We start from the raw sequence: 18897 nt of genomic DNA on the forward strand, positions 1-18897 counted from the left end.
CAGTATAAATCGGTTTCTGCATTTGCGCCGATTGTGTCGCCACTGAATTGCCCGTGGGGCCAGAAGGCACTTGGCAATTATCTCGGCGATGACAAGTCAGTGTGGAAAGACTGGGACAGCTCGGAACTGATGAAGGCCGCAAGTGCCCCCGATGTTCAGACCCCGGCTCTGGTCGATCAGGGCGGTGCAGATGGCTTTTTGGCCGAGCAGCTTAAACCCGAAGTGCTTGAAGCAGCTGCCAAGACATCAAACTACCCGGTCACCATCCGCATTCAGGATGGCTATGACCACAGCTACTATTTCATCTCGACCTTTATCGAAGATCATATCCGCTTCCACGCCAAGCATCTTGGACTGAGCTGATTGCACCAACGATCTTCGACTTCCCCGGCACGCCGCACCCATCCCCCCCTCAGGCGTGTCGGGGCTTTTCTTTTGAGGGTGGCTGAACGGATGTTCGGCGCTAAGGCCTAATCAAAACTGCGCGCATCAATCGCATCGGCAACATCATCGGCCATTTTAAGCGTACGAATGATCAGCGGCACGACCATCGCAACAATGGACCGATCAAGGCCACGCGCGCGTTGGGCATCGCGAATTTCGCCTGCCACCTGTGCGATCACCGGGATAAAGCGCAGCACCATCGAAATCGCCAGACTGACCTTTTCCGGATTGACGCCAATCGGTCGCAGGGGCTGCATGGCGCGTTCAAGCGACGCCAGAAGGTCGGATGTTTTGGTGGTCAGGGTCACAAGCGATGCAAACAGCACAATTGCGGCAATCCGGCTCACCACCAGCAACCCCGCCTGCCAGTCAGCCAGCCAAAGCTGAGCGGCAAAAAAGATCAGAAGCAACCACAGGACCGGTTTGATCTGCGCCCACAAAATGCGCGGACCAAAGCCAGAGACGGGATAGAGCAGCAAGACGGTCGCCAGAACAACCGCCACCACCGGCCAATCGGGGATCAGGAACACGCCTGTACCAAGGGCAATCATGGCAAGGATTTTTGCTCCGGCAGCAGCCCGGTGCAGGGCGGAGTTCCCGTCGATATAAAGGCCCGCGATCACGCCATCATCTCCCGATATTTCGGAAGAACTTCGGATGGCGTGCCATCAAGAACCACGCGGCCTGCCTCGAACGCCAGTACCCGGTCATAATCGGCAATCAGATCAAGATCATGGGACACCGTGATCACCGTCTGATCGAGCTCGGCAATGGCGCGCTGTACCCGGTTGCGATTGCGCAGGTCCAAAAGCGTGGTCGGCTCATCAAACACGATATAGCGCGGCTCCATCACCAGCACGCCAGAGATGGCAAGGAGCTGCTTTTGCCCGCCACTAAGCAAATGGCTTGGATGGGTTTTGAAATCCTGAAGGTCATAGCGTGCGAGCACGTCATCAATGCGTCGATTGACCTCATCCCTGGAAAGCTTGAGCGGTTTCAGGCCAAAGGCAATGTCTTCCTCGACCACCGGATAGACGATCTGGTTATCGGGGTTCTGAAAGACAAAACCGACATGACGACGTAGCTTGCGGCCGTCCTTTGCTGCGTCCAGATCATCGACAAGGACCCGTCCCGACGTTGCGGTTTGAAGGCCATTTAGCAACCTGACAAAGGTGCTTTTCCCCGACCCGTTCGCGCCAACAATCCCGATCCGCTTTTCCGTTAGCGTCAGGTCAATATCAGCAAGCGCACGTCGCTGCTCAAACTGCACAGAGACATTTTCAAGTCGGATCATCTGGGGCGTCCGGAGTTATCAGGGAAACTGGTACGGGCTAAAAAACAGGTTCAAAACGGGCGCAAGCACATCACTTGCGCCCATAAGACGTTAGCCCGCCTTGGAAATCAAGGGATAGGCGCGGCGTACCGCAAGGCATGCGGCCGTTGCGATCACGACCTTGATGGCATCCCCAATCAGGAACGGTGCCGCACCGACGGTTGCCTGCCAATAGCTGATCTCGGCCACGACCGCGACCCAGGCATTGCCAATGGCATAGAGCACGACAATCCCGCCAAAGGCGATGGAAAGGCCCGCATTGAGAACATTCAGGCGGTTCCAGAACTTCTCGATCAGAAGTCCGATGACAAAGGCCGAAATGGCCCAGCCAAACATGAACCCGCCGGTCACCCCGATCATCACGCCAAAGCCACCGCGCCCACCAGACAAGAGCGGCAAGCCAACAGCAACCAGAACAAGGAAAAGAACAATCGAAAGTCCGCCACGACGGGCACCCAGAATGGCCCCGGCCAGCATCGGACCAAGCGATTGAGCCGTCACCGGAACACCGGTCACCGGAAGGGTAATTGGCGGAAACAGCCCAAGAACGGCGGTCAGGGCCGCGAACAGGGCGACATAGACGATATCTTTGGTCTTCATGTAACGGTTTCCCATTCCCGTTATAAGACAGAACTGCAATCAACCCCTTGAGCAGGACTGCCTTCGTTAACCGGTCCGCCCGACCGGCTCAACGCGCTATGGGATAACCGCAAATATCTTCATCGCCAAGCAAAATGACGCATGATTGACCGCCTTAAGACCCGCACACTTCTAATATGCAATGGATTTCAAAACCTTAGGCCTCACCGTCTTCGACAAAGGTTTTAAGCCGCATCAGGGCAGATTCCCAACGTCCCGCCACCTGATCAAGATAGGCACGCGCCTCGGCCAGTTGATCGGGGCAGAAGGCATATTGGCTTTCGCGCCCGACCCGATGGTTTTGCACAAGCCCGGCTGCCTCCAACACGCGCAGATGCTTTGTCACTGCCTGGCGGGTCATGTCCGCATCATCAGACAGGGCCGAGATCGAGCGCGGCCTGCCATCGGCCAGCCGATCAAAGATCGCCAACCGTGTCGGATCGCCCAAGGCGGCAAACAGGACGGAAAAATCCCGGTCCTGATCGCCATTATCTGTATTTTTTTCAGGTTTCTGCATGTTTCTTGATATTTTCCAACTGGAAACCCCAGCCATTTGTATTGGCCCGCAGCGCATCAGCAATGCGATGGGGTGGCAGTTTATCAAATCCGGTTTCGCGCACCTTTACCGATGTCATGCCGGCTGTTTCTTCCAGCCAGAATTCGACAAGGGTTTCAGGTTCGCCACTGTAATCGATATCGGGATCGACCGCATAGGGATGCCATGTATAGGCAAAATAGGCCGGTTCCTCCATCGCCTTGATCGTGGAGTTCCACGGCACATGGGTGAACCCTTCGATGGTCATCATGCCCCTGGACACCTCGCCCACGACGAACGGCGCCCTGATATCAATCCCGAACCATGTGCCGAACTCCTGATGGTCTGTCAGGGCCCGCCACACGCGCGACCGGGATGCTTTGATTTCAATCGACTTCTCAATGGTATTTGACATAACGCAACCTCCTGGTTGCATTTAAACTGCCAGAAGAGATTTCATTATGCAACTAAAAAGTTGCGTATTTGATTTTTGACCCGGAAACACAAACGCCCGGCCATTTCTGGCCGGGCGATGCGTGCTCCCGTCATCCTTGGGTCAAGGCACATGGCCTTGCCCGTGCAGCTTTCCTTATATCCCCATATCAGGATGCTGCGGATTGGCGGAGCCCCCCTGTCTCGATGATGAAGTTTTTCACGTCCTCAAGGCCATCCATTGCCTTGAGATTGGTAAACAGGAACGGACGATCACCGCGCATTTTCTTGGCATCGCGATCCATCACACCCAGATCCGCACCCACCAGCGGCGCCAGATCGGTCTTGTTGATCACCAAAAGGTCCGAACGGGTAATGCCCGGGCCACCTTTACGCGGGATTTTGTCGCCTGCCGAAACGTCGATGACGTAAATCGTGATATCGGCCAGCTCCGGCGAGAAGGTGGCAGACAGGTTATCGCCACCCGATTCAATAAAGATCGCCTCAAGCCCGGCATGCTTGGCCGCCATGTCTTCGACCGCCGCCAGATTGATCGAGGCATCTTCACGAATGGCCGTATGCGGGCAGCCACCGGTTTCAACACCGGCAATACGGTCAGCCGCAAGCGCCCCCGAACGGGTCATGAATTCGGCGTCTTCGCGGGTATAGATGTCATTTGTGATCGCAGCGATGTTGAAATCATCGCGCATCGCCTTGCACAGGCGCTCCAGAAGGGCGGTTTTACCGGACCCGACCGGGCCACCAATTCCGATACGAAGGGGAGAGCTCATGATCTAAATAGCCTCGTATATTGGGTTTCGTGTTTCATTGATGTCCAGTCGACCATCGGTGCCGCAGCACCAAGATCGGAAAGTTCAGTCTGCATGGCGTGATCGACCGCAATGGTGACCGCCCCATCAAGGGATGTCAGCGATCGCACACCATCGGTCTGGCCCAGCGGCACCAGACGCACCGCACTGGACACAAGGTTTGCCGCCATCGCATGCAAATAGGCTGTCAGCGCATCCCGTAGCGGCACATCGGACTGGGCCGCGGCAATGCCCACCGCCACCGGATAGGATGGCAAACGATCATCTTCGCGCATGGCACTGGCCCAGCGGGTAATCATTCCATCACCCCAGACCTTTTGCACGGTCGAGACAAAGGCACGTCCCTGTGCGGTTGCCTCCAGCGCCATTTCGGATGTGCCGCGCCAACAATCGGCCTCAATGCCGATGTCAAACAGAGCCGCTTCATCGCCCGCACGCGCTGCCCGCCATGCGGCACAAAACAGCACGGCATCAATCCGCCCGGCACCGAATTCCAGAACCCCTTCAACCCAGTTGATCAGGCTATCGGCCGATGTCACCCGCCCGTCTTCGACGGCATATTCAACGCCATGCGAATAGGTATAGGCACCAACCGGGAATGACGGACTTAACCACGTCATCAACCGCATCAGGCCAGCAGGGTTAAGGGTCAGATCATCCATGGTCATGGGAATGCCCGTGATGATGATCGTGGGAGTGATCGGCATGCGATGAATGGCCATGATCATCATGGTCGAAATGATCATGGCCATGGCTGTGCCCATGCGCACCACCGAGCCCGTGATAGGCGCCATTCAGCGGATCAAACGGTGCAATTTCGTTTTCCACTGCACCGCCAAGGCCGGTGATCATGTCGCGCATGACATGGTCATCAATGATGCGCAAACGCCCGTCATTCAATACCTGAACCGGGGTGTGGCGGTTACCGATATGCCAGGCAAGTTTGGCGGTTGCAATCGGACCGGCCGCCGTGATGGTCAGAACCGGTTCATCCGCCGCGCGCACGACAATCACCCCGCCATCCGCCAGGCGCAACCGGTCCCCGTCCGCCAGACGCACCGCATGTGGCAGATCCAGCAGGAACGGTTCCCCCGCATCATCATGCAAGCGAATACGGCGGCGATGCCGATCGGAAAAGGCCAGGGTTACCGTGCCGCGCACTTCCGATGTGTCGGCACGATCAACCGGGATATGTTCAATAGCGTGACGCATGGAGTTTGCTACCACCGATCAGAACAGGAAGTAACGCTGCGCCATCGGCACAACATCCACCGGCTGACAGGTCAGAAGTTCGCCATCCGCCGTCACCTGATAGGTTTCCGGATCAACTTCCATCACCGGCAGTGCGTCATTCAGCTTCATGTCCTTCTTGCCGATATTACGCGTGTTTGATACGGCGAGAAGTTCCTTCGACAGACCGAACTCGGCAGCAATTCCGGCATCAATGCCCGCTTGCGATACGAACGAGAAGCTCGATTTCGCAAGCGCATTGCCATACGCACCAAACATCGGGCGGTAATGGACCGGCTGCGGTGTCGGGATCGACGCGTTCGGATCGCCCATGGCAGCAGCGGCAATCATGCCAGCCTTGATCACCATGTCGGGCTTTGTGCCAAAGAACATCGGCTTCCAGACAACAAGATCGGCGATCTTGCCGACTTCGATGGAGCCGACATGCGCACCAATACCCTGCGCAATCGCCGGGTTGATGGTGTATTTCGCAACGTAGCGTTTGGCGCGGAAGTTATCGTTGCCTGCCCCGGCATCCTCGGGCAATGCACCGCGCTGCTTTTTCATCTTGTCGGCGGTCTGCCAGGTACGGGTGATGACCTCACCAACGCGGCCCATGGCCTGACTGTCAGACGAGATAATCGAAAACGCGCCCAGATCATGCAGGATATCCTCGGCCGCGATGGTTTCACGACGGATACGGCTTTCGGCAAAGGCGACGTCTTCGGGGATCTTCGGATCAAGGTGATGGCAAACCATCAGCATATCAAGATGCTCGTCAATCGTATTGACCGTGAACGGACGGGTCGGATTGGTCGAGCTCGGCAATACGTTGGCTTCACCGCACAGCTTGATGATATCGGGCGCATGGCCACCGCCAGCACCTTCGGTGTGGAAGGTGTGAATGGTGCGGCCCTTGAACGATGCACGGGTGTGCTCGACAAAGCCGCTTTCATTCAGGGTATCGGTATGGATCATGACCTGCACATCAAGGTCATCCGCAACCGACAGGCAGGTATCAATCGCAGCCGGGGTCGTGCCCCAGTCTTCATGAAGCTTCAGGCCACAGGCACCTGCCTTGACCTGCTCGATCAGCGATCCCGGAAGGGTCGCATTGCCCTTGCCAAAGAAGCCGATATTCATCGGAATGCCGTCTGCTGCTTGCAGCATCCGGGCAATATGCCAAGGGCCTGGCGTACAGGTGGTGGCGTTCGTGCCCGCCGCCGGGCCGGTACCGCCGCCCAGCATGCTGGTCACGCCGGAATAAAGCGCGTCTTCAACCTGCTGCGGGCAGATCCAGTGAATGTGGGCATCAATACCGCCAGCGGTGATGATGTTGCCTTCACCGGCAATGATTTCGGTACCCGGACCAATGATGATGTCGACACCGGGCTGCACATCCGGGTTGCCGGCCTTGCCGATCCCGGCAATACGGCCATCACGAATGCCGATATCGGCCTTGATGATGCCGGTGTAATCAAGGATCAGGGCATTGGTGATCACGGTATCAACCGCACCATCGGCGCGTGTTGCCTGTGACTGGCCCATACCATCACGGATCACCTTGCCGCCGCCGAATTTGACTTCCTCGCCAAGGGTGGTGAAGTCTTTCTCGACCTCGATGATCAGGTCGGTATCAGCCAGACGGACCTTGTCACCAACAGTCGGGCCAAACATGGCCGCATAGGACGGACGATCAATTTCATAAGCCATTTATTCCATCCCCCGCTTAAAGCTTGCCGTTGATTTTGGCGTTAAAGCCATAGACCGTGCCGGTACCGGCATATTTCACCAGATTGACTTCGCGCGACTGGCCCGGCTCGAAACGAACAGCGGTGCCGGCCGGGATATCAAGGCGGAAGCCACGTGCGGCTTCACGGTCAAAATCAAGACCCGGATTGGTTTCATAGAAATGATAGTGCGACCCCACCTGCACCGGACGGTCCCCGGTATTGGCAACGGTGATGGTTTTGGTTTCACGCCCCTCGTTCAGGATGAGGCTGCCTTCCTTGGTAATGATTTCACCTGGAATCATAACGCGCTCCTCTTTCCTTAACGGATCGGTTCATGAACGGTCACAAGCTTCGTCCCGTCCGGGAAGGTCGCTTCGACCTGAATTTCGTGGATCATTTCGGCAATGCCATCCATCACCTGATCGCGCGTGATCACGGTCGCCCCGTCGCGCATCAGATCGGCAACAGATTTGCCATCACGCGCACCTTCGACGACATAGTCGGTGATGATCGCGATCGCTTCGGGATGGTTCAGCTTCACCCCCCGTGCAAGGCGATTGCGCGCCACCATGGCGGCAACCGAAACCAGCAGTTTGTCCTTTTCGCGTGGCGTCAGATTCATGCCTGCCTACTCCTTGGCTTCATCGATTAAATCTCCCACAAACGCGGCAAGCGTGCGGGAAGCCCCCTTGTTTGATGGCGGAATGCTTTCCACCACGCACCGTAAACCCGGCGCAATTTCATCGGATCGCGCGCCATGAAACGCGCAATCACAATCCCCTTCATCGCGGTCGCGGCACACAACACGTCGCGCGGCTCCAGCCCCTCGGTCGCCTGCGCCAAACAGTCGCGCGCGGCTTCAAGCTGATCTTGCGCCCCATGCCCGACCAGAATGGCGGTCGCATTGGCCCGCGCACCGTCAAAGGCCGCTTCGTGATCAAGCATGCGCAACACATCACCTTCAAGATGCAGCGCATCACGCCAGATCGGACGCCCGTCTATCGAGACATCCCACGCATCGCGCGCAAGTCCGGTGGTAAACACCTCACCGCGCGCAAGGCGGCCAAACACCATCATCTCGCCGGCCATGACCATGCCGCTTCCCGATGCACGCACGGTTGTTTTGCGTTTCAGACGCGCCTGATCAAACAGGATGCTCTCATGGGGCAACCATTCAAGCCAGCCGCCATCAGCAACATCAAGCTCGACCGACATTTCGCAACCCGGTCCGACCGACCGGTAAATCTTTTCTGCCGCCTGCGCGGTAAACAGCGCGGATGCGCCTTCTTCGACCTTGCCGGCAAAGGCCAACTTGTCACCGCCGACCATGCCACCCGATGTCGTGACCAGAACAGCTGTCGTCAAATCCCCCGCCACCGGGCGTGGGAACAGGATTTTCATCGGGTCACGGTAATAAAGATGATCAAGTGCCGCATGCCCGCCCTGATGGGCCGCACCTGTGCCCTGACGGAACGTCACCTCGGCCCGGCCATCGGTGATGATGCGGGCAGGCGTTGCTGGCGTTTCCATCTCCGCATTCGGATTTGCGGATGTTGTCGGTTCAAGTTTGCGAAGCTGCACAAAGACACCTGATTAAAGCGGCCCACTTACGGGACCTTAATACCAAGGGGCTTCACAGCAAGATGCGGGCCAACCGCCAACACCCTGCTGATACAGGGTATTTGGCGGTGTTTGGTCCGATTGAAAGCACGCTGTTTGCGCAAAATTTTGGCAAATGCCGATCAAACAGTCAGATAGGCGCGGACTTTTTCGCGGTCCAACGTCTCTTTGGCGCCTGACAAAACAACCTCGCCACGCTCCAGCACGACAATCTCATCGGCCAGTTCGTGGGCAAATTCAAAATACTGCTCGACCAGCAGGATCGCCATATCGCCACGATCGGCCAGCTGTTTGATGACGCGCTGAATGTCCTTGATGATCGATGGCTGAATGCCCTCGGTCGGTTCATCAAGCACCAGCAAACGCGGACGGGTAACAAGCGCACGCCCAATGGCCAACTGCTGCTGCTGCCCACCCGAAAGGTCACCACCACGACGGCCCAGCATATCCCGCAGGACCGGGAAAAGTTCGAAAATCTCATCAGGGATATGACGCATCGCCCGCGGAAGTGCGGCAAACCCTGTCTCAAGATTTTCCTTCACGGTCAGAAGCGGAAAGATCTCACGCCCTTGCGGAACAATCGCGATACCATTGGCCGAACGTCGCCAGGACGGATCGCGCGAGATATCCTTGCCTTCCCATTTGATATTGCCATCTGCAATCGGATGCTGACCAACCACGGCCCGCATCAGCGATGTTTTGCCAACCCCGTTACGCCCCAGAACCGCTGTCACCTTGCCGGTTTCGGCATTCAGCGACACCTTGCGAAGCGCATGGGACGCGCCGTAAAACAGATCAATATTGCTGACATCAAGCATGACAGTTTTCCCCTAGCGCCCCAGATAGACTTCAATGACCCGCGGGTCTTTCTGCACGTGATCAAGGCGACCTTCGGCCAGAACCGATCCTTCGTGAAGCACGGTCACCTTGCAATCAAGGTCACGGACAAACTCCATGTCATGCTCGACCACGACGACCGAGTATTCCTTGGCAATAGACCGCAAAAGCTTCGCCGTTTCCTCGGTTTCGGAATCGGTCATCCCGGCGACCGGTTCATCGACCAGAAGAAGTTCGGGTTCCTGCATCAACAGCATGCCGATTTCCAGCCACTGCTTTTGGCCGTGCGAAAGATTGGCCGCCATTTCATCACGCTTGTCTTCAAGCATGATGGTGACCAGCGTCTTTTCGATCTTGATCTTTTCTGCCTCAGAAAGGCGATGAAACAGCGCCTGAAACACCCCGCGTCCGCCTGATGCGGCTAGAAGCAGGTTGTCAAAAACCGTATGGCTTTCAAACACGGTCGGCTTCTGGAACTTGCGCCCGATGCCCAGATTGGCAATCTCGGCCTCGTCCATCTTGGTCAGATCGATCTCGCTTTTAAAAAGCACGTCGCCGGTATCAGGCCGGGTCTTGCCGGTGATGATATCCATCATCGTTGTCTTGCCCGCCCCGTTCGGGCCGATGATGGCGCGAAGTTCGCCCGGCTCGACATAGAAGGACAGGTTATTAAGTGCCCGGAACCCGTCAAAGGTCACCGACACCCCGTCGACATAGAGGATGGTTTCCGACTTGGCGGATTTAACCTGTTCCTTATCCGAGGCATTCATTTCAACAGCTGCTTCGCTCATGCCTTGCCTCCTTCATTCGCGCGGCGTTTGCGCCAGGCGGTGATAATCGATTGCCGGTCGGCCGAACCGAATGCCGGAACCGCCCCGATCACACCTTTTGGCAGGAACAGGGTAACGGCAATGAACAACCCGCCCAGGAAGAACAGCCAGAAGTCCGGCATCGCCCCGGTAAAGAAGGTCTTGGCATAGTTGACGATAAACGCGCCCAGCACCGCACCATACAGCGTGCCACGCCCGCCAACCGCGACCCAGATAACGATTTCAATCGAAAGGGCCGGGGCGAATTCGCCCGGGTTGATGATGCCGACCTGCGGCACATAAAGTGCGCCTGCAATACCTGCCATCACGGCCGAAACGGTAAAGACGAACAGCTTGTAATATTCAACCCGGTAACCGGTGAAACGCACCCGGCTTTCGGCATCTCGGATGGCAATTAGAACCTTGCCCAGACGCGACTGGGTGATACCCCGTGCCAGCACATAACAAACCCCGAGGAACACACAGGATGCGACAAACAATCCGGCACGCGTGCCATCCGATTGCAATGAATAGCCCAGCAGATCCTTGAAATCGGTCAGGCCGTTATTGCCGCCAAAGCCCATATCGTTGCGGAAGAAGGCAAGCAAGAGCGCATAGGTCATGGCCTGCGTAATGATCGACAGGTAAACGCCGGTCACACGCGAGCGGAAGGCAAGGAAGCCAAACACAAAGGCCAGAAGCCCCGGCACGAACATCGCCATGACAATGGCAAACCAGAACATGTCAAAGCCATACCAGTACCATGGCAGTTCCTGCCAGTTCAGGAAGACCATGAAGTCCGGCAGGATCGGATCACCATAAACACCGCGATCGCCGATCTGACGCATCAGATACATGCCCATGGCATAGCCGCCGAGCGCAAAGAACGCCCCGTGGCCCAGCGACAAAATCCCGCAGAAGCCCCAAATCAGATCAACACTGAGTGCGAGAAGTGCGTAGCACAGATACTTGCCCAGCAGACTGACCATCCAGGTCGGCACATGAAAGGCCGAGCTTTCCGGCAACAACAGGTTGCTCAGTGGCACCAGAATGGCGGCCGCAATCAGAATGCCCAAAAGGATCATCCCGCCACGGTCTTTCAGGAGCCAGCCAATAACCGGCGTCATTTGATATTTTTGACGATAATCGGTCATGGATCAGGCCTCCACCGCGCGACCTTTAAGGGCAAACAGCCCCTTGGGTCGTTTCTGGATAAACAGGATCAGCGCAATCAGGACAAAGATCTTGGCCAGAACAGCACCTGCCATCGGCTCAAGGAACTTGTTGACGATGCCAAGGCTGAACGCGCCCAGCACCGTGCCCCAAAGGTTCCCGACCCCGCCGAACACAACGACCATGAAGCTGTCGATAATATAGGTCTGACCAAGGTTCGGGCTGACGTTTGAAATCTGGCTAAGCGCCACACCAGCAATGCCGGCAATCCCCGACCCCAGACCAAAGGTCAGCGCATCGACATAGCCAGTACGAATACCAACCGATCCGGCCATGCGACGGTTTTGCGTGACAGCACGCATCTGCAAACCAAACGCGGTATAACGCAGCACAGCCGCGATCCCGGCAACAACGATGATACTAAACAAAATGATCCACAGCCGGTTATAGGTCAGGACCAGACCGGTCGAAAATTCGATCGCGCCACTCATGAAATCGGGTGCTGTCACCTGCTGGTTGGTCGCGCCAAAGATCGTGCGGATTGCTTGCTGCAAAACAAGGCTGACACCCCATGTGGCAAGCAGGGTTTCAAGTGGACGACCATAAAGGAACCGGATCACACACCGTTCGATCACAACCCCGACGGCACCCGCGACCAGAAAGGCGGCCGGGACTGAAATCACCAGCGACCAGGCCGACCCGGATGGCAGGAATGACCCTAGCGCCTGCTGCACCATAAAGGTGGTATAGGCACCGATCATGATCATCTCGCCATGGGCCATATTGATGACCCCCATCACCCCAAAGGTAATGGCAAGACCAACAGCGGCCAGAAGCAGAACCGAACCCAGACTGATGCCGCGATACACATCGCCAACCGTCTGCCAGGTCGATAGGCGACCCTCAACAGATTCCAGTGCATCTTCGGCAGCTGCAACCACTTCGGGCTCATACCCCTCGGCCTCGGCACTGGCGACAAATTGCGACAGCACGGCCCGGATTTGCGGGGTGGTTTCACTTGAAAGGACTTCGATCGCAGCCAGGCGTTCTTCGGTGGTTTCACCAGCCGCCAGCGCCATGGTGGCGCGCGCCAGTTCCATCCGTGCCAGAAGCGTTTCGTTTTCTTCGCGGTCAATCGCACGCAGAAGCAACGGCAACATCGCCGGATCGCGGGCATCCATGATCTGTTCAACCGCATTGGTTCGCGTCGTCAAATCCGGGCTAAACAGGTTCAGCGTCGCCAAGGCATCGCGCAGCACACCGCGCAGACGGTTATTGACCTTGATCTTGGAAATTTCACCCGATCCGCTTTCGCCAACCTCTTCGCCGCTGACGATGTCGATATGGGTATAGACCTTGCCCTGTTTGCGGGTGATCACGATGTGCTCGTCACTTTCGCGGACATAAAGATCGCCCTCAAGCATCGCGCGCAGGATAGGCGCAACACGGGGGTCCCCGTCTGCGGCCATTTCCTCGATCACTTTGATTTTCGTGGTCGCACTTTTTGCATTCAGACCTTCGGCAACAATGCGCAGTTCTTCATCGCTATAGGCCATAGCCCCCTTGGGCAGGGCCGTCGCAAAAATCAAAAGACAGGCGAAAAGCATCCCGAAACCAAGAACAGCTTTGCGGGCCTGTTGAATGCAGAACGGAGAACGGCGCAGCATCGAAAACATGTCATTGCGCATGATCACCAAACCTTTGAATGCAAATGGGAAAATGAAATAAAGAATGGTCAGGCCGAGCCGCACAGAAAGGCAGCGCCAAAGTGCCGAAGCACCAAAGCCCAAAGTGAACAGGACGGTCGCATACAAACGACCGGCCCATCCGAAACCAATTAGTACATCGGTTTTTCACAGTTGCCGCAGACCCACGGATAGGTCCAGTCGGCGGTCAGCTTTGCGCTTTCCGGCAGGAAGTCCGACCATGCATCGCCAACGACGGTGCCTTCGGTTTCCCAAACGATGTCGAACTGACCATCATCCTGAACTTCGCCGATCAGAACCGGCTTGGACAGGTGGTGGTTGGTGTTCATAACAGCGGTGCCACCAGTCAGGTTGGCAACTTCCTGGCCATACATTGCCTGACGAACGGCATCAACATCGGTGGTACCAGCCTGCTCGACAGCCTGTTTCCACATGTTAAAGCCGATATAGGTTGCTTCCATCGGGTCGTTGGTTACGCGCGACTCATCACCGATGAAGGCGTGCCATTTCTCGATGAAGGCAGAGTTGGCATCAGACTCAACCGACTGGAAGTAGTTCCAGGCAGCAAGGTGACCAACCAGCGGCGCGGTATCGATACCGGCCAGCTCTTCTTCACCAACCGAGAAGGCAACAACCGGAATGTCTTCGGCTTTGATGCCCTGGTTTGCCAGTTCCTTGTAGAACGGAACGTTCGCGTCACCGTTAATGGTCGAAACCACTGCGGTTTTCTTGCCAGCAGATGCGAATGCCTTCACGTCAGCAACGATCGACTGCCAGTCGGAATGACCGAACGGGGTGTAGTTCTCCATGATGTCTTCATCGGAGATACCCTTGCCGTTCAGGTAAGAACGCAGGATCTTGTTGGTGGTACGCGGATAAACATAGTCGGTACCCAGAAGAACGATACGCTCGGCAGAGCCGCCATCTTCGCTCATCAGGTAATCAACAGCCGGAATGGCCTGCTGGTTCGGAGCGGCACCGGTATAGAACACGTTGCGCGAGCTTTCCTCACCTTCGTACTGAACCGGATAGAACAGCATGCTGTTGAGTTCTTCGAAGACCAGCAGAACCGATTTACGCGAAACCGACGTCCAGCAACCGAACACAACATCAACCTGTTCCTGTTCGATCAGCTCACGGGCTTTTTCAGCAAAAAGCGGCCAGTCAGAAGCCGGGTCAACGACGACTGCTTCGACTTGCTTGCCAAGCAGACCACCGTTCTTGTTCAGATCATCGACCAGCATCAGGACGGTGTCCTTCAGCGTGGTTTCGGAAATTGCCATCGTCCCGGAAAGAGAGTGCAGCACACCGACCTTGATGGTCTCTGCTGCCTGTGCGGCTGACATTGCCATTGCAGACACTGCCATGGCCCCAGCGCCGATAAGCGCTTGAAGCTTCTTATTCATTTATAGCCTCCACTGAGTTTTTATTGCACCGCGGCTACACTTGCTAAAACCGTGCCAGACTCAGAGGCCAAATCGAATAAAATCGCGAATCGAGGGATTCCCACGCAATAAGCAACTATTTTACAAGTTGTTTGGGGAAAATATTTGCGCGCCCTATTCTATCTCTGATTATTTTTCGGTCATTGATTACAATTTGATTATTTTTTGATCAGATTGACGCCGCTGGTTTCTGCCCCTATTTCAGGGGCGGAAGTTTCGCCTGCGCTGAGCTTATTGCACCACAATCCGCCCTGTGCCGGCCCGCTTCCCGCCCCGTCGGGAGACCGGCGGGGCGTTTTGTTTTGCGGGTGATCTCCCCGCCAACTAACACGCTTCGCGCAAACAAAAAGGGCGACTACGCTACGCAGCCGCCCCTTCCATTATCCCGTATCTGGAACGCCTTATTCCGGCATGCCCGCCCGGATCCATTGACCAAGCTGAGCACGTTCTTCCTCGGTCATTTCCGTCAGGTTACCCAGCGGCATGGCGCGCCCGATAACCGCCTGGGCCAGCATGCGTTGCGCATTGGCTTCGATCTGGGCCAGATCATCAAACATCACACCTGCCGGGGCTTCATCGAACCCTTCATCTGTCGGGTTGGCGGAATGGCATGTCGTGCAACGTGTCTGGACAATCGCCTGTGCATAATCGGCAGTGATGATGTCTTCATCGGCCAACTTCACCGCATTGGGATCGTAACTGGCAAACATCGCCAGCACCGCCATGCCAACGCCTGCTGCCGGAAGCTGCCAGGCAATCGCCTTGCCGGTGCCACCAGCGTTGCGGGTGTTAAAGAAGTGGCGCACCAATCCACCAATGATCAGGATCAGCCCGACAATCAGCCAGGACTGATCGTGCGAAAACAGCATCGAATAGTGGTTGCTGATCATCATCAGCAAGACCGGCAGGGTCAGATAGTTGTTATGGGTCGAGCGCTGCTTGGCCTGCAGACCCAATGCCGGATCGGGCTTTTCACCGGCCATCAGGCTGGCGACGACCTTTTTCTGATTGGGGATGATGATGCGAAACACGTTGGCGGCCATGATCGTTCCGATCATCGCACCGACATGGATAAACGCCCCGCGCCCGCTAAAGACATGGGTAAACAGATAGGCCGCGGCCATGATCAGGATAAATAGTGCAACCGCGAGCTTGCCGGTGCTTTTGCCAATCGGGCTTTTGCAGATGATGTCATAGATCACCCAACCGGCGAACAGGCTGCCAAGACCAATCAGGATCGCATCCATCTTGGTCAGCGCCAGAACACTCGGATCGATCAGATAGCTTTCCGCACTCCAGTAATACATGGTGACCAAAAGCGCGAAGCCGGTAATCCAGGTGAAATAGGCCTCGTATTTGAACCAGTGCAGCTCGGGCGGCATCGAACTGGGCGCGACCATCCATTTGTTCACATGATAAAAGCCACCGCCATGCACCATCCAGGCTTCGCCATAAACGCCTTCATCCATGTCCGGGCGCTTGCGCAGGCTAAGGTCCAGCCACACGAAATAGAATGAAGACCCGATCCAGGCGATGCCCGTAATCAAATGCGCCCAGCGCAGGATCAGATTGATCCAGTCCTGAAACAGAATATCCACGGTGCTTGAAACCTCCGTCTCGCCCATGCGCGGTTTCCGGCGCGCTGGCAGCCCTGCCTTGATGATGCCCCGGGGCCCTTGATGCGGCTCTGATGGCGCTATTTTGCCCGGGTTGCGTCCAGTCGATCTGCTTCTTGTCCTAACACAGTCCCCGGACCGCCTCTATTATTTAGGGGCCGAGCATAATCGAAATGACTTTCAAAATAATCTTTAAAATGGCAGAGTGTGGCCGCCAAATTGAACATATAATGATTTAAAAAACCCAGACGTCAGGAGCTTCCCGCGCCATGTCCGACTTTGAGGACATCCAGATTTTTGTCCGTGTTGCCGAACTTGGCAACCTTTCTGCTGCCGGGCGTGAATTGCGCCATTCGGCGGCCGTGGTGTCAAACCGGATTGCCCGCCTTGAAGAACGGCTTGGTGTGCGCTTGCTTAACCGGACCACGCGCCGGGTCAATCTGACGACCGAAGGCGATGTTTATTACCGGCACTGCCTGCGCATCCTTTCGGAAATGCAGGAAGCCGAAAACGCCATCGCCAATCAGAAAAACACCACCCGCGGCCCGGTCACGCTGACCTGCCCGGTGGCATTTGGCAACAAATACGTCGCCCCGATCATTCCGAAATTCGTCGAACAGAACCCGGATGTGCAAATTCGCCTGCATCTGTCCGACCGGTTGCTGGACCTGCTGCAAGACAAGGTCGATCTCGCCATCCGCATTGCCGAGCTTAAGGAAAGCTCGCTGATTGTGCGCAAACTGGCCGCCAATAAACGCATGCTGGTCGCAAGCCCGGATTACTTGGAAAAGAACGGCACGCCCAAGGTGCCCGCAGACCTTCTTAATCACAATTGCCTGCTGCTGCGCTTCCCGGGATCACAGCAATATCAATGGACGCTGCAAGGCCCGGGCGATGACGCCCCGGTAACCTTGGCCGTCGCCGGTTCGATGGATTCAGATAGCAGCGAAGTGCTGACCCGCTGGTGCCTTGACGGTCATGGGATTTCATTGAAATCGAACTGGGAAGTCGACGAGTATCTGCGCGACGGGCGCCTCAAACGCGTCCTGCCCGATTACCAGCCGCCATCCCATGCGGTCTATACGCTTTATCCGGAAAACCGCTATCTGCCGACCCGCGTGCGCGCCTTTGTTGATTTTCTGGTCGCCGAATTTGGCGGCACACCGCCTTGGGAACGCTGAATAAACAACGCTAAACGAAAAACGCCCCGACATCAGTTCGGGGCGTTTTTGTATTCGATTAGGCTGACCTAGTTTTTGGCGAGTTCAAGATACCCGCTCAAGACGGCTGCGACATTCAGCCCGATCACGTCATGGGCATAGCCGCCTTCCATGGTGAACACGGTTTTAAGGCCAAGCCGTCCGATCATCTGACCAATGCGATTGAAATCATCGGTCTGGAGCTTGAAGTCACAAATCGGTTCGGCTTCGTGGGCATCCACACCAAGGGCCACCACCAGCGCATCGGCCTGCCAGGTCAGAAGTTTCTGCATCGCCTTGGCAAAGCCAGCGCCCCAGGCACCAAAATCACTGCCGCCCGGAAGCGGCACATTAAGGTTCGCCCCCTGCCCGTCATTGCGACCGGTTTCATTGGCATAGCCCATGAAGAACGGGAACTGATGGGTCGGGTCGGCATGGATAGAAATCGTCAGAACGTCCCCGCGCTCATAGAAAATATCCTGCGCGCCATTGCCATGATGGTAGTCGATATCAAGGATGGCGACCTTTTTGGCACCCTTGGAAATCATGTGCTGGGCGGCGATGGCAGCATTATTCAAGAAGCAATATCCGCCATATCGATTGGCATGCGCGTGATGCCCCGGCGGACGCGTCAGCGCAAAGGAGGATTCACCATCACTCCAGGCTGCATCGGCGGCCGATATGGTTGTTTGCGCGCCCCAATAGGCGGCCTTCCATGTGCCTTGCGTGATCGGCGTGTCTGACGAAATGGCATATTGGCCAAGACGCGCACTGATATGTTCGGGCTTGCCGCCGGAAAAACCACCTGTCGGCCAGACATAGGGGAACGCATCGCCCTTGTTGCCGGCCTTGGTCCAGCTATCCCACGCGGTTTCAAGGAAATCGATATAGTCGGGATCATGGATGGCGCGGATCGGGTCGATGCCGTGATCCTTGGGATCAAACAGCTGCGCCTTGATCGCATGTGCCACCGCATCGCGAATGATCGGAATGCGTCGCGCATTTTCAAAACACGGCACCATACGGCCGTGATGCATTTCGCCTGCCCCGTCATGGGCATCGTGACGCGAATTGAAGAAAACCCGCATGGCACCGCTCTCCTACTAAAACTTTCTATCGGCCACCATCATGACGCCCGATGCTACGTGTTGCACGCAGAAAGCGGCTATTTCTTGGCGGTATAAAGCAGTTTTTCGATGGTATCGAGGAACACACCGAGCTGATTGCGCAGGTTTTCCGACTGATCGGCAAGGCGGCCTGCCATGTCGCGCGTGGTGTCGGCGGCCTCACCCGTGCGCCCGGCCATATCGGAAACC

Annotated in this window: 22 protein-coding genes; 2 read left to right on the forward strand and 20 right to left on the reverse strand. The window is 56.4% G+C overall.

The window, feature by feature from the left end:
* Positions 1–363, forward strand: a 363-nt coding sequence (locus CMO10_RS00005) for an alpha/beta hydrolase-fold protein (protein WP_297018162.1), incomplete at its 5' end; no start/stop codon positions are given.
* Positions 364–470: 107 nt separating this feature from the next.
* Here the strand turns inward: CMO10_RS00005 and CMO10_RS00010 are convergent.
* The 18 genes from CMO10_RS00010 to CMO10_RS00095 form a co-directional block, all read right to left on the reverse strand.
* On the reverse strand, positions 471–1067 hold the full coding sequence (locus CMO10_RS00010; protein WP_297018164.1) for an energy-coupling factor transporter transmembrane component T family protein: 597 nt from the start codon (positions 1065–1067) through the stop codon (positions 471–473).
* A complete protein-coding gene (locus CMO10_RS00015) occupies positions 1064–1738 on the reverse strand; it encodes an energy-coupling factor ABC transporter ATP-binding protein (RefSeq protein WP_297018167.1) in 675 nt (224 codons plus the stop codon). Before CMO10_RS00015 ends, CMO10_RS00010 begins: the two co-directional genes overlap by 4 nt.
* Before the next feature lie 90 nt (positions 1739–1828).
* Entirely contained in the window at positions 1829–2377 is a 549-nt protein-coding gene (locus CMO10_RS00020; protein WP_044829625.1) for a biotin transporter BioY, read from the reverse strand.
* Positions 2378–2573: 196 nt separating this feature from the next.
* On the reverse strand, positions 2574–2933 hold the full coding sequence (locus CMO10_RS00025) for an ArsR/SmtB family transcription factor (protein ID WP_297018172.1): 360 nt from the start codon (positions 2931–2933) through the stop codon (positions 2574–2576).
* On the reverse strand, positions 2920–3366 hold the full coding sequence (locus CMO10_RS00030) for an SRPBCC family protein (protein ID WP_297018174.1): 447 nt from the start codon (positions 3364–3366) through the stop codon (positions 2920–2922). The genes CMO10_RS00025 and CMO10_RS00030 overlap by 14 nt, the downstream gene beginning before the upstream one ends.
* Positions 3367–3553: 187 nt before the next feature.
* Complete coding sequence (gene ureG / locus CMO10_RS00035; protein WP_044829628.1) at positions 3554–4174, reverse strand: urease accessory protein UreG; 621 nt, start codon at positions 4172–4174, stop codon at positions 3554–3556.
* Positions 4171–4977, reverse strand: a complete 807-nt coding sequence (locus CMO10_RS00040; RefSeq protein WP_363928316.1) for an urease accessory protein UreF — start codon at positions 4975–4977, stop codon at positions 4171–4173. The genes ureG and CMO10_RS00040 overlap by 4 nt, the downstream gene beginning before the upstream one ends.
* The gene (locus CMO10_RS00045; protein ID WP_297018176.1) at positions 4868–5425 is read right to left on the reverse strand and encodes an urease accessory protein UreE; all 558 of its coding nucleotides are present in this window, start codon (positions 5423–5425) and stop codon (positions 4868–4870) included. The genes CMO10_RS00040 and CMO10_RS00045 overlap by 110 nt, the downstream gene beginning before the upstream one ends.
* Before the next feature lie 18 nt (positions 5426–5443).
* Positions 5444–7156 carry an urease subunit alpha gene (ureC, locus tag CMO10_RS00050; RefSeq protein WP_297018179.1) on the reverse strand — a complete coding sequence of 571 codons (1713 nt, stop codon included), beginning with the start codon at positions 7154–7156 and terminating at the stop codon, positions 5444–5446.
* Between the two features lie 16 nt (positions 7157–7172).
* Positions 7173–7478, reverse strand: a complete 306-nt coding sequence (locus CMO10_RS00055) for an urease subunit beta (protein WP_008888419.1) — start codon at positions 7476–7478, stop codon at positions 7173–7175.
* Between the two features lie 17 nt (positions 7479–7495).
* The gene (locus CMO10_RS00060; protein WP_062956784.1) at positions 7496–7798 is read right to left on the reverse strand and encodes an urease subunit gamma; all 303 of its coding nucleotides are present in this window, start codon (positions 7796–7798) and stop codon (positions 7496–7498) included.
* A gap of 26 nt (positions 7799–7824) precedes the next feature.
* The gene (locus tag CMO10_RS00065) at positions 7825–8757 is read right to left on the reverse strand and encodes an urease accessory protein UreD (RefSeq protein ID WP_297018182.1); all 933 of its coding nucleotides are present in this window, start codon (positions 8755–8757) and stop codon (positions 7825–7827) included.
* A gap of 161 nt (positions 8758–8918) precedes the next feature.
* On the reverse strand, positions 8919–9614 hold the full coding sequence (gene urtE / locus CMO10_RS00070) for an urea ABC transporter ATP-binding subunit UrtE (RefSeq protein WP_044829634.1): 696 nt from the start codon (positions 9612–9614) through the stop codon (positions 8919–8921).
* A 12-nt stretch (positions 9615–9626) separates the two neighbouring features.
* Positions 9627–10424, reverse strand: coding sequence for an urea ABC transporter ATP-binding protein UrtD (gene urtD / locus CMO10_RS00075; protein ID WP_297018187.1), 798 nt, complete (start codon positions 10422–10424; stop codon positions 9627–9629).
* Entirely contained in the window at positions 10421–11596 is a 1176-nt protein-coding gene (gene urtC / locus CMO10_RS00080; RefSeq protein ID WP_297018190.1) for an urea ABC transporter permease subunit UrtC, read from the reverse strand. The genes urtD and urtC overlap by 4 nt, the downstream gene beginning before the upstream one ends.
* A 3-nt stretch (positions 11597–11599) precedes the next feature.
* Positions 11600–13222, reverse strand: a complete 1623-nt coding sequence (gene urtB / locus CMO10_RS00085; RefSeq protein WP_472910344.1) for an urea ABC transporter permease subunit UrtB — start codon at positions 13220–13222, stop codon at positions 11600–11602.
* 230 nt (positions 13223–13452) lie between these two features.
* Positions 13453–14727, reverse strand: a complete 1275-nt coding sequence (urtA, locus tag CMO10_RS00090; RefSeq protein WP_297018195.1) for an urea ABC transporter substrate-binding protein — start codon at positions 14725–14727, stop codon at positions 13453–13455.
* 440 nt (positions 14728–15167) lie between these two features.
* On the reverse strand, positions 15168–16391 hold the full coding sequence (locus CMO10_RS00095; protein ID WP_297018199.1) for a urate hydroxylase PuuD: 1224 nt from the start codon (positions 16389–16391) through the stop codon (positions 15168–15170).
* 260 nt (positions 16392–16651) lie between these two features.
* Here CMO10_RS00095 and CMO10_RS00100 point away from each other — a divergent pair, with 260 nt between their 5' ends.
* The gene (locus tag CMO10_RS00100) at positions 16652–17563 is read left to right on the forward strand and encodes a LysR family transcriptional regulator (RefSeq protein WP_297018202.1); all 912 of its coding nucleotides are present in this window, start codon (positions 16652–16654) and stop codon (positions 17561–17563) included.
* Positions 17564–17631: 68 nt separating this feature from the next.
* Here the strand turns inward: CMO10_RS00100 and CMO10_RS00105 are convergent, their stop codons facing one another.
* On the reverse strand, positions 17632–18669 hold the full coding sequence (locus tag CMO10_RS00105; protein WP_297018204.1) for a histone deacetylase family protein: 1038 nt from the start codon (positions 18667–18669) through the stop codon (positions 17632–17634).
* A 77-nt stretch (positions 18670–18746) separates the two neighbouring features.
* The gene (locus CMO10_RS00110) at positions 18747–18887 is read right to left on the reverse strand and encodes a hypothetical protein (RefSeq protein ID WP_297018206.1); all 141 of its coding nucleotides are present in this window, start codon (positions 18885–18887) and stop codon (positions 18747–18749) included.
* Between the last annotated feature and the right edge of the window lie 10 nt (positions 18888–18897).

Source organism: Thalassospira sp. (assembly GCF_002709775.1).
GTDB lineage: Bacteria > Pseudomonadota > Alphaproteobacteria > Rhodospirillales > Thalassospiraceae > Thalassospira.

Coding starts and splice junctions, on each gene's coding strand:
- ureC (WP_297018179.1), bottom strand. CDS start 7,156: ATGGCTTATGAAATTGATCGTCCGTCCTATGCGGCCATGTTTGGCCCG.
- CMO10_RS00055 (WP_008888419.1), bottom strand. CDS start 7,478: ATGATTCCAGGTGAAATCATTACCAAGGAAGGCAGCCTCATCCTGAAC.
- urtA (WP_297018195.1), bottom strand. CDS start 14,727: ATGAATAAGAAGCTTCAAGCGCTTATCGGCGCTGGGGCCATGGCAGTG.
- CMO10_RS00045 (WP_297018176.1), bottom strand. CDS start 5,425: ATGCGTCACGCTATTGAACATATCCCGGTTGATCGTGCCGACACATCG.
- CMO10_RS00015 (WP_297018167.1), bottom strand. CDS start 1,738: ATGATCCGACTTGAAAATGTCTCTGTGCAGTTTGAGCAGCGACGTGCG.
- CMO10_RS00105 (WP_297018204.1), bottom strand. CDS start 18,669: ATGCGGGTTTTCTTCAATTCGCGTCACGATGCCCATGACGGGGCAGGC.
- CMO10_RS00110 (WP_297018206.1), bottom strand. CDS start 18,887: ATGGCCGGGCGCACGGGTGAGGCCGCCGACACCACGCGCGACATGGCA.
- CMO10_RS00100 (WP_297018202.1), top strand. CDS start 16,652: ATGTCCGACTTTGAGGACATCCAGATTTTTGTCCGTGTTGCCGAACTT.
- CMO10_RS00030 (WP_297018174.1), bottom strand. CDS start 3,366: ATGTCAAATACCATTGAGAAGTCGATTGAAATCAAAGCATCCCGGTCG.
- CMO10_RS00095 (WP_297018199.1), bottom strand. CDS start 16,391: ATGGGCGAGACGGAGGTTTCAAGCACCGTGGATATTCTGTTTCAGGAC.
- urtE (WP_044829634.1), bottom strand. CDS start 9,614: ATGCTTGATGTCAGCAATATTGATCTGTTTTACGGCGCGTCCCATGCG.
- ureG (WP_044829628.1), bottom strand. CDS start 4,174: ATGAGCTCTCCCCTTCGTATCGGAATTGGTGGCCCGGTCGGGTCCGGT.
- CMO10_RS00040 (WP_363928316.1), bottom strand. CDS start 4,977: ATGGGCACAGCCATGGCCATGATCATTTCGACCATGATGATCATGGCC.
- urtC (WP_297018190.1), bottom strand. CDS start 11,596: ATGACCGATTATCGTCAAAAATATCAAATGACGCCGGTTATTGGCTGG.
- CMO10_RS00020 (WP_044829625.1), bottom strand. CDS start 2,377: ATGAAGACCAAAGATATCGTCTATGTCGCCCTGTTCGCGGCCCTGACC.
- CMO10_RS00025 (WP_297018172.1), bottom strand. CDS start 2,933: ATGCAGAAACCTGAAAAAAATACAGATAATGGCGATCAGGACCGGGAT.
- urtD (WP_297018187.1), bottom strand. CDS start 10,424: ATGAGCGAAGCAGCTGTTGAAATGAATGCCTCGGATAAGGAACAGGTT.
- urtB (WP_472910344.1), bottom strand. CDS start 13,222: ATGCTTTTCGCCTGTCTTTTGATTTTTGCGACGGCCCTGCCCAAGGGG.
- CMO10_RS00060 (WP_062956784.1), bottom strand. CDS start 7,798: ATGAATCTGACGCCACGCGAAAAGGACAAACTGCTGGTTTCGGTTGCC.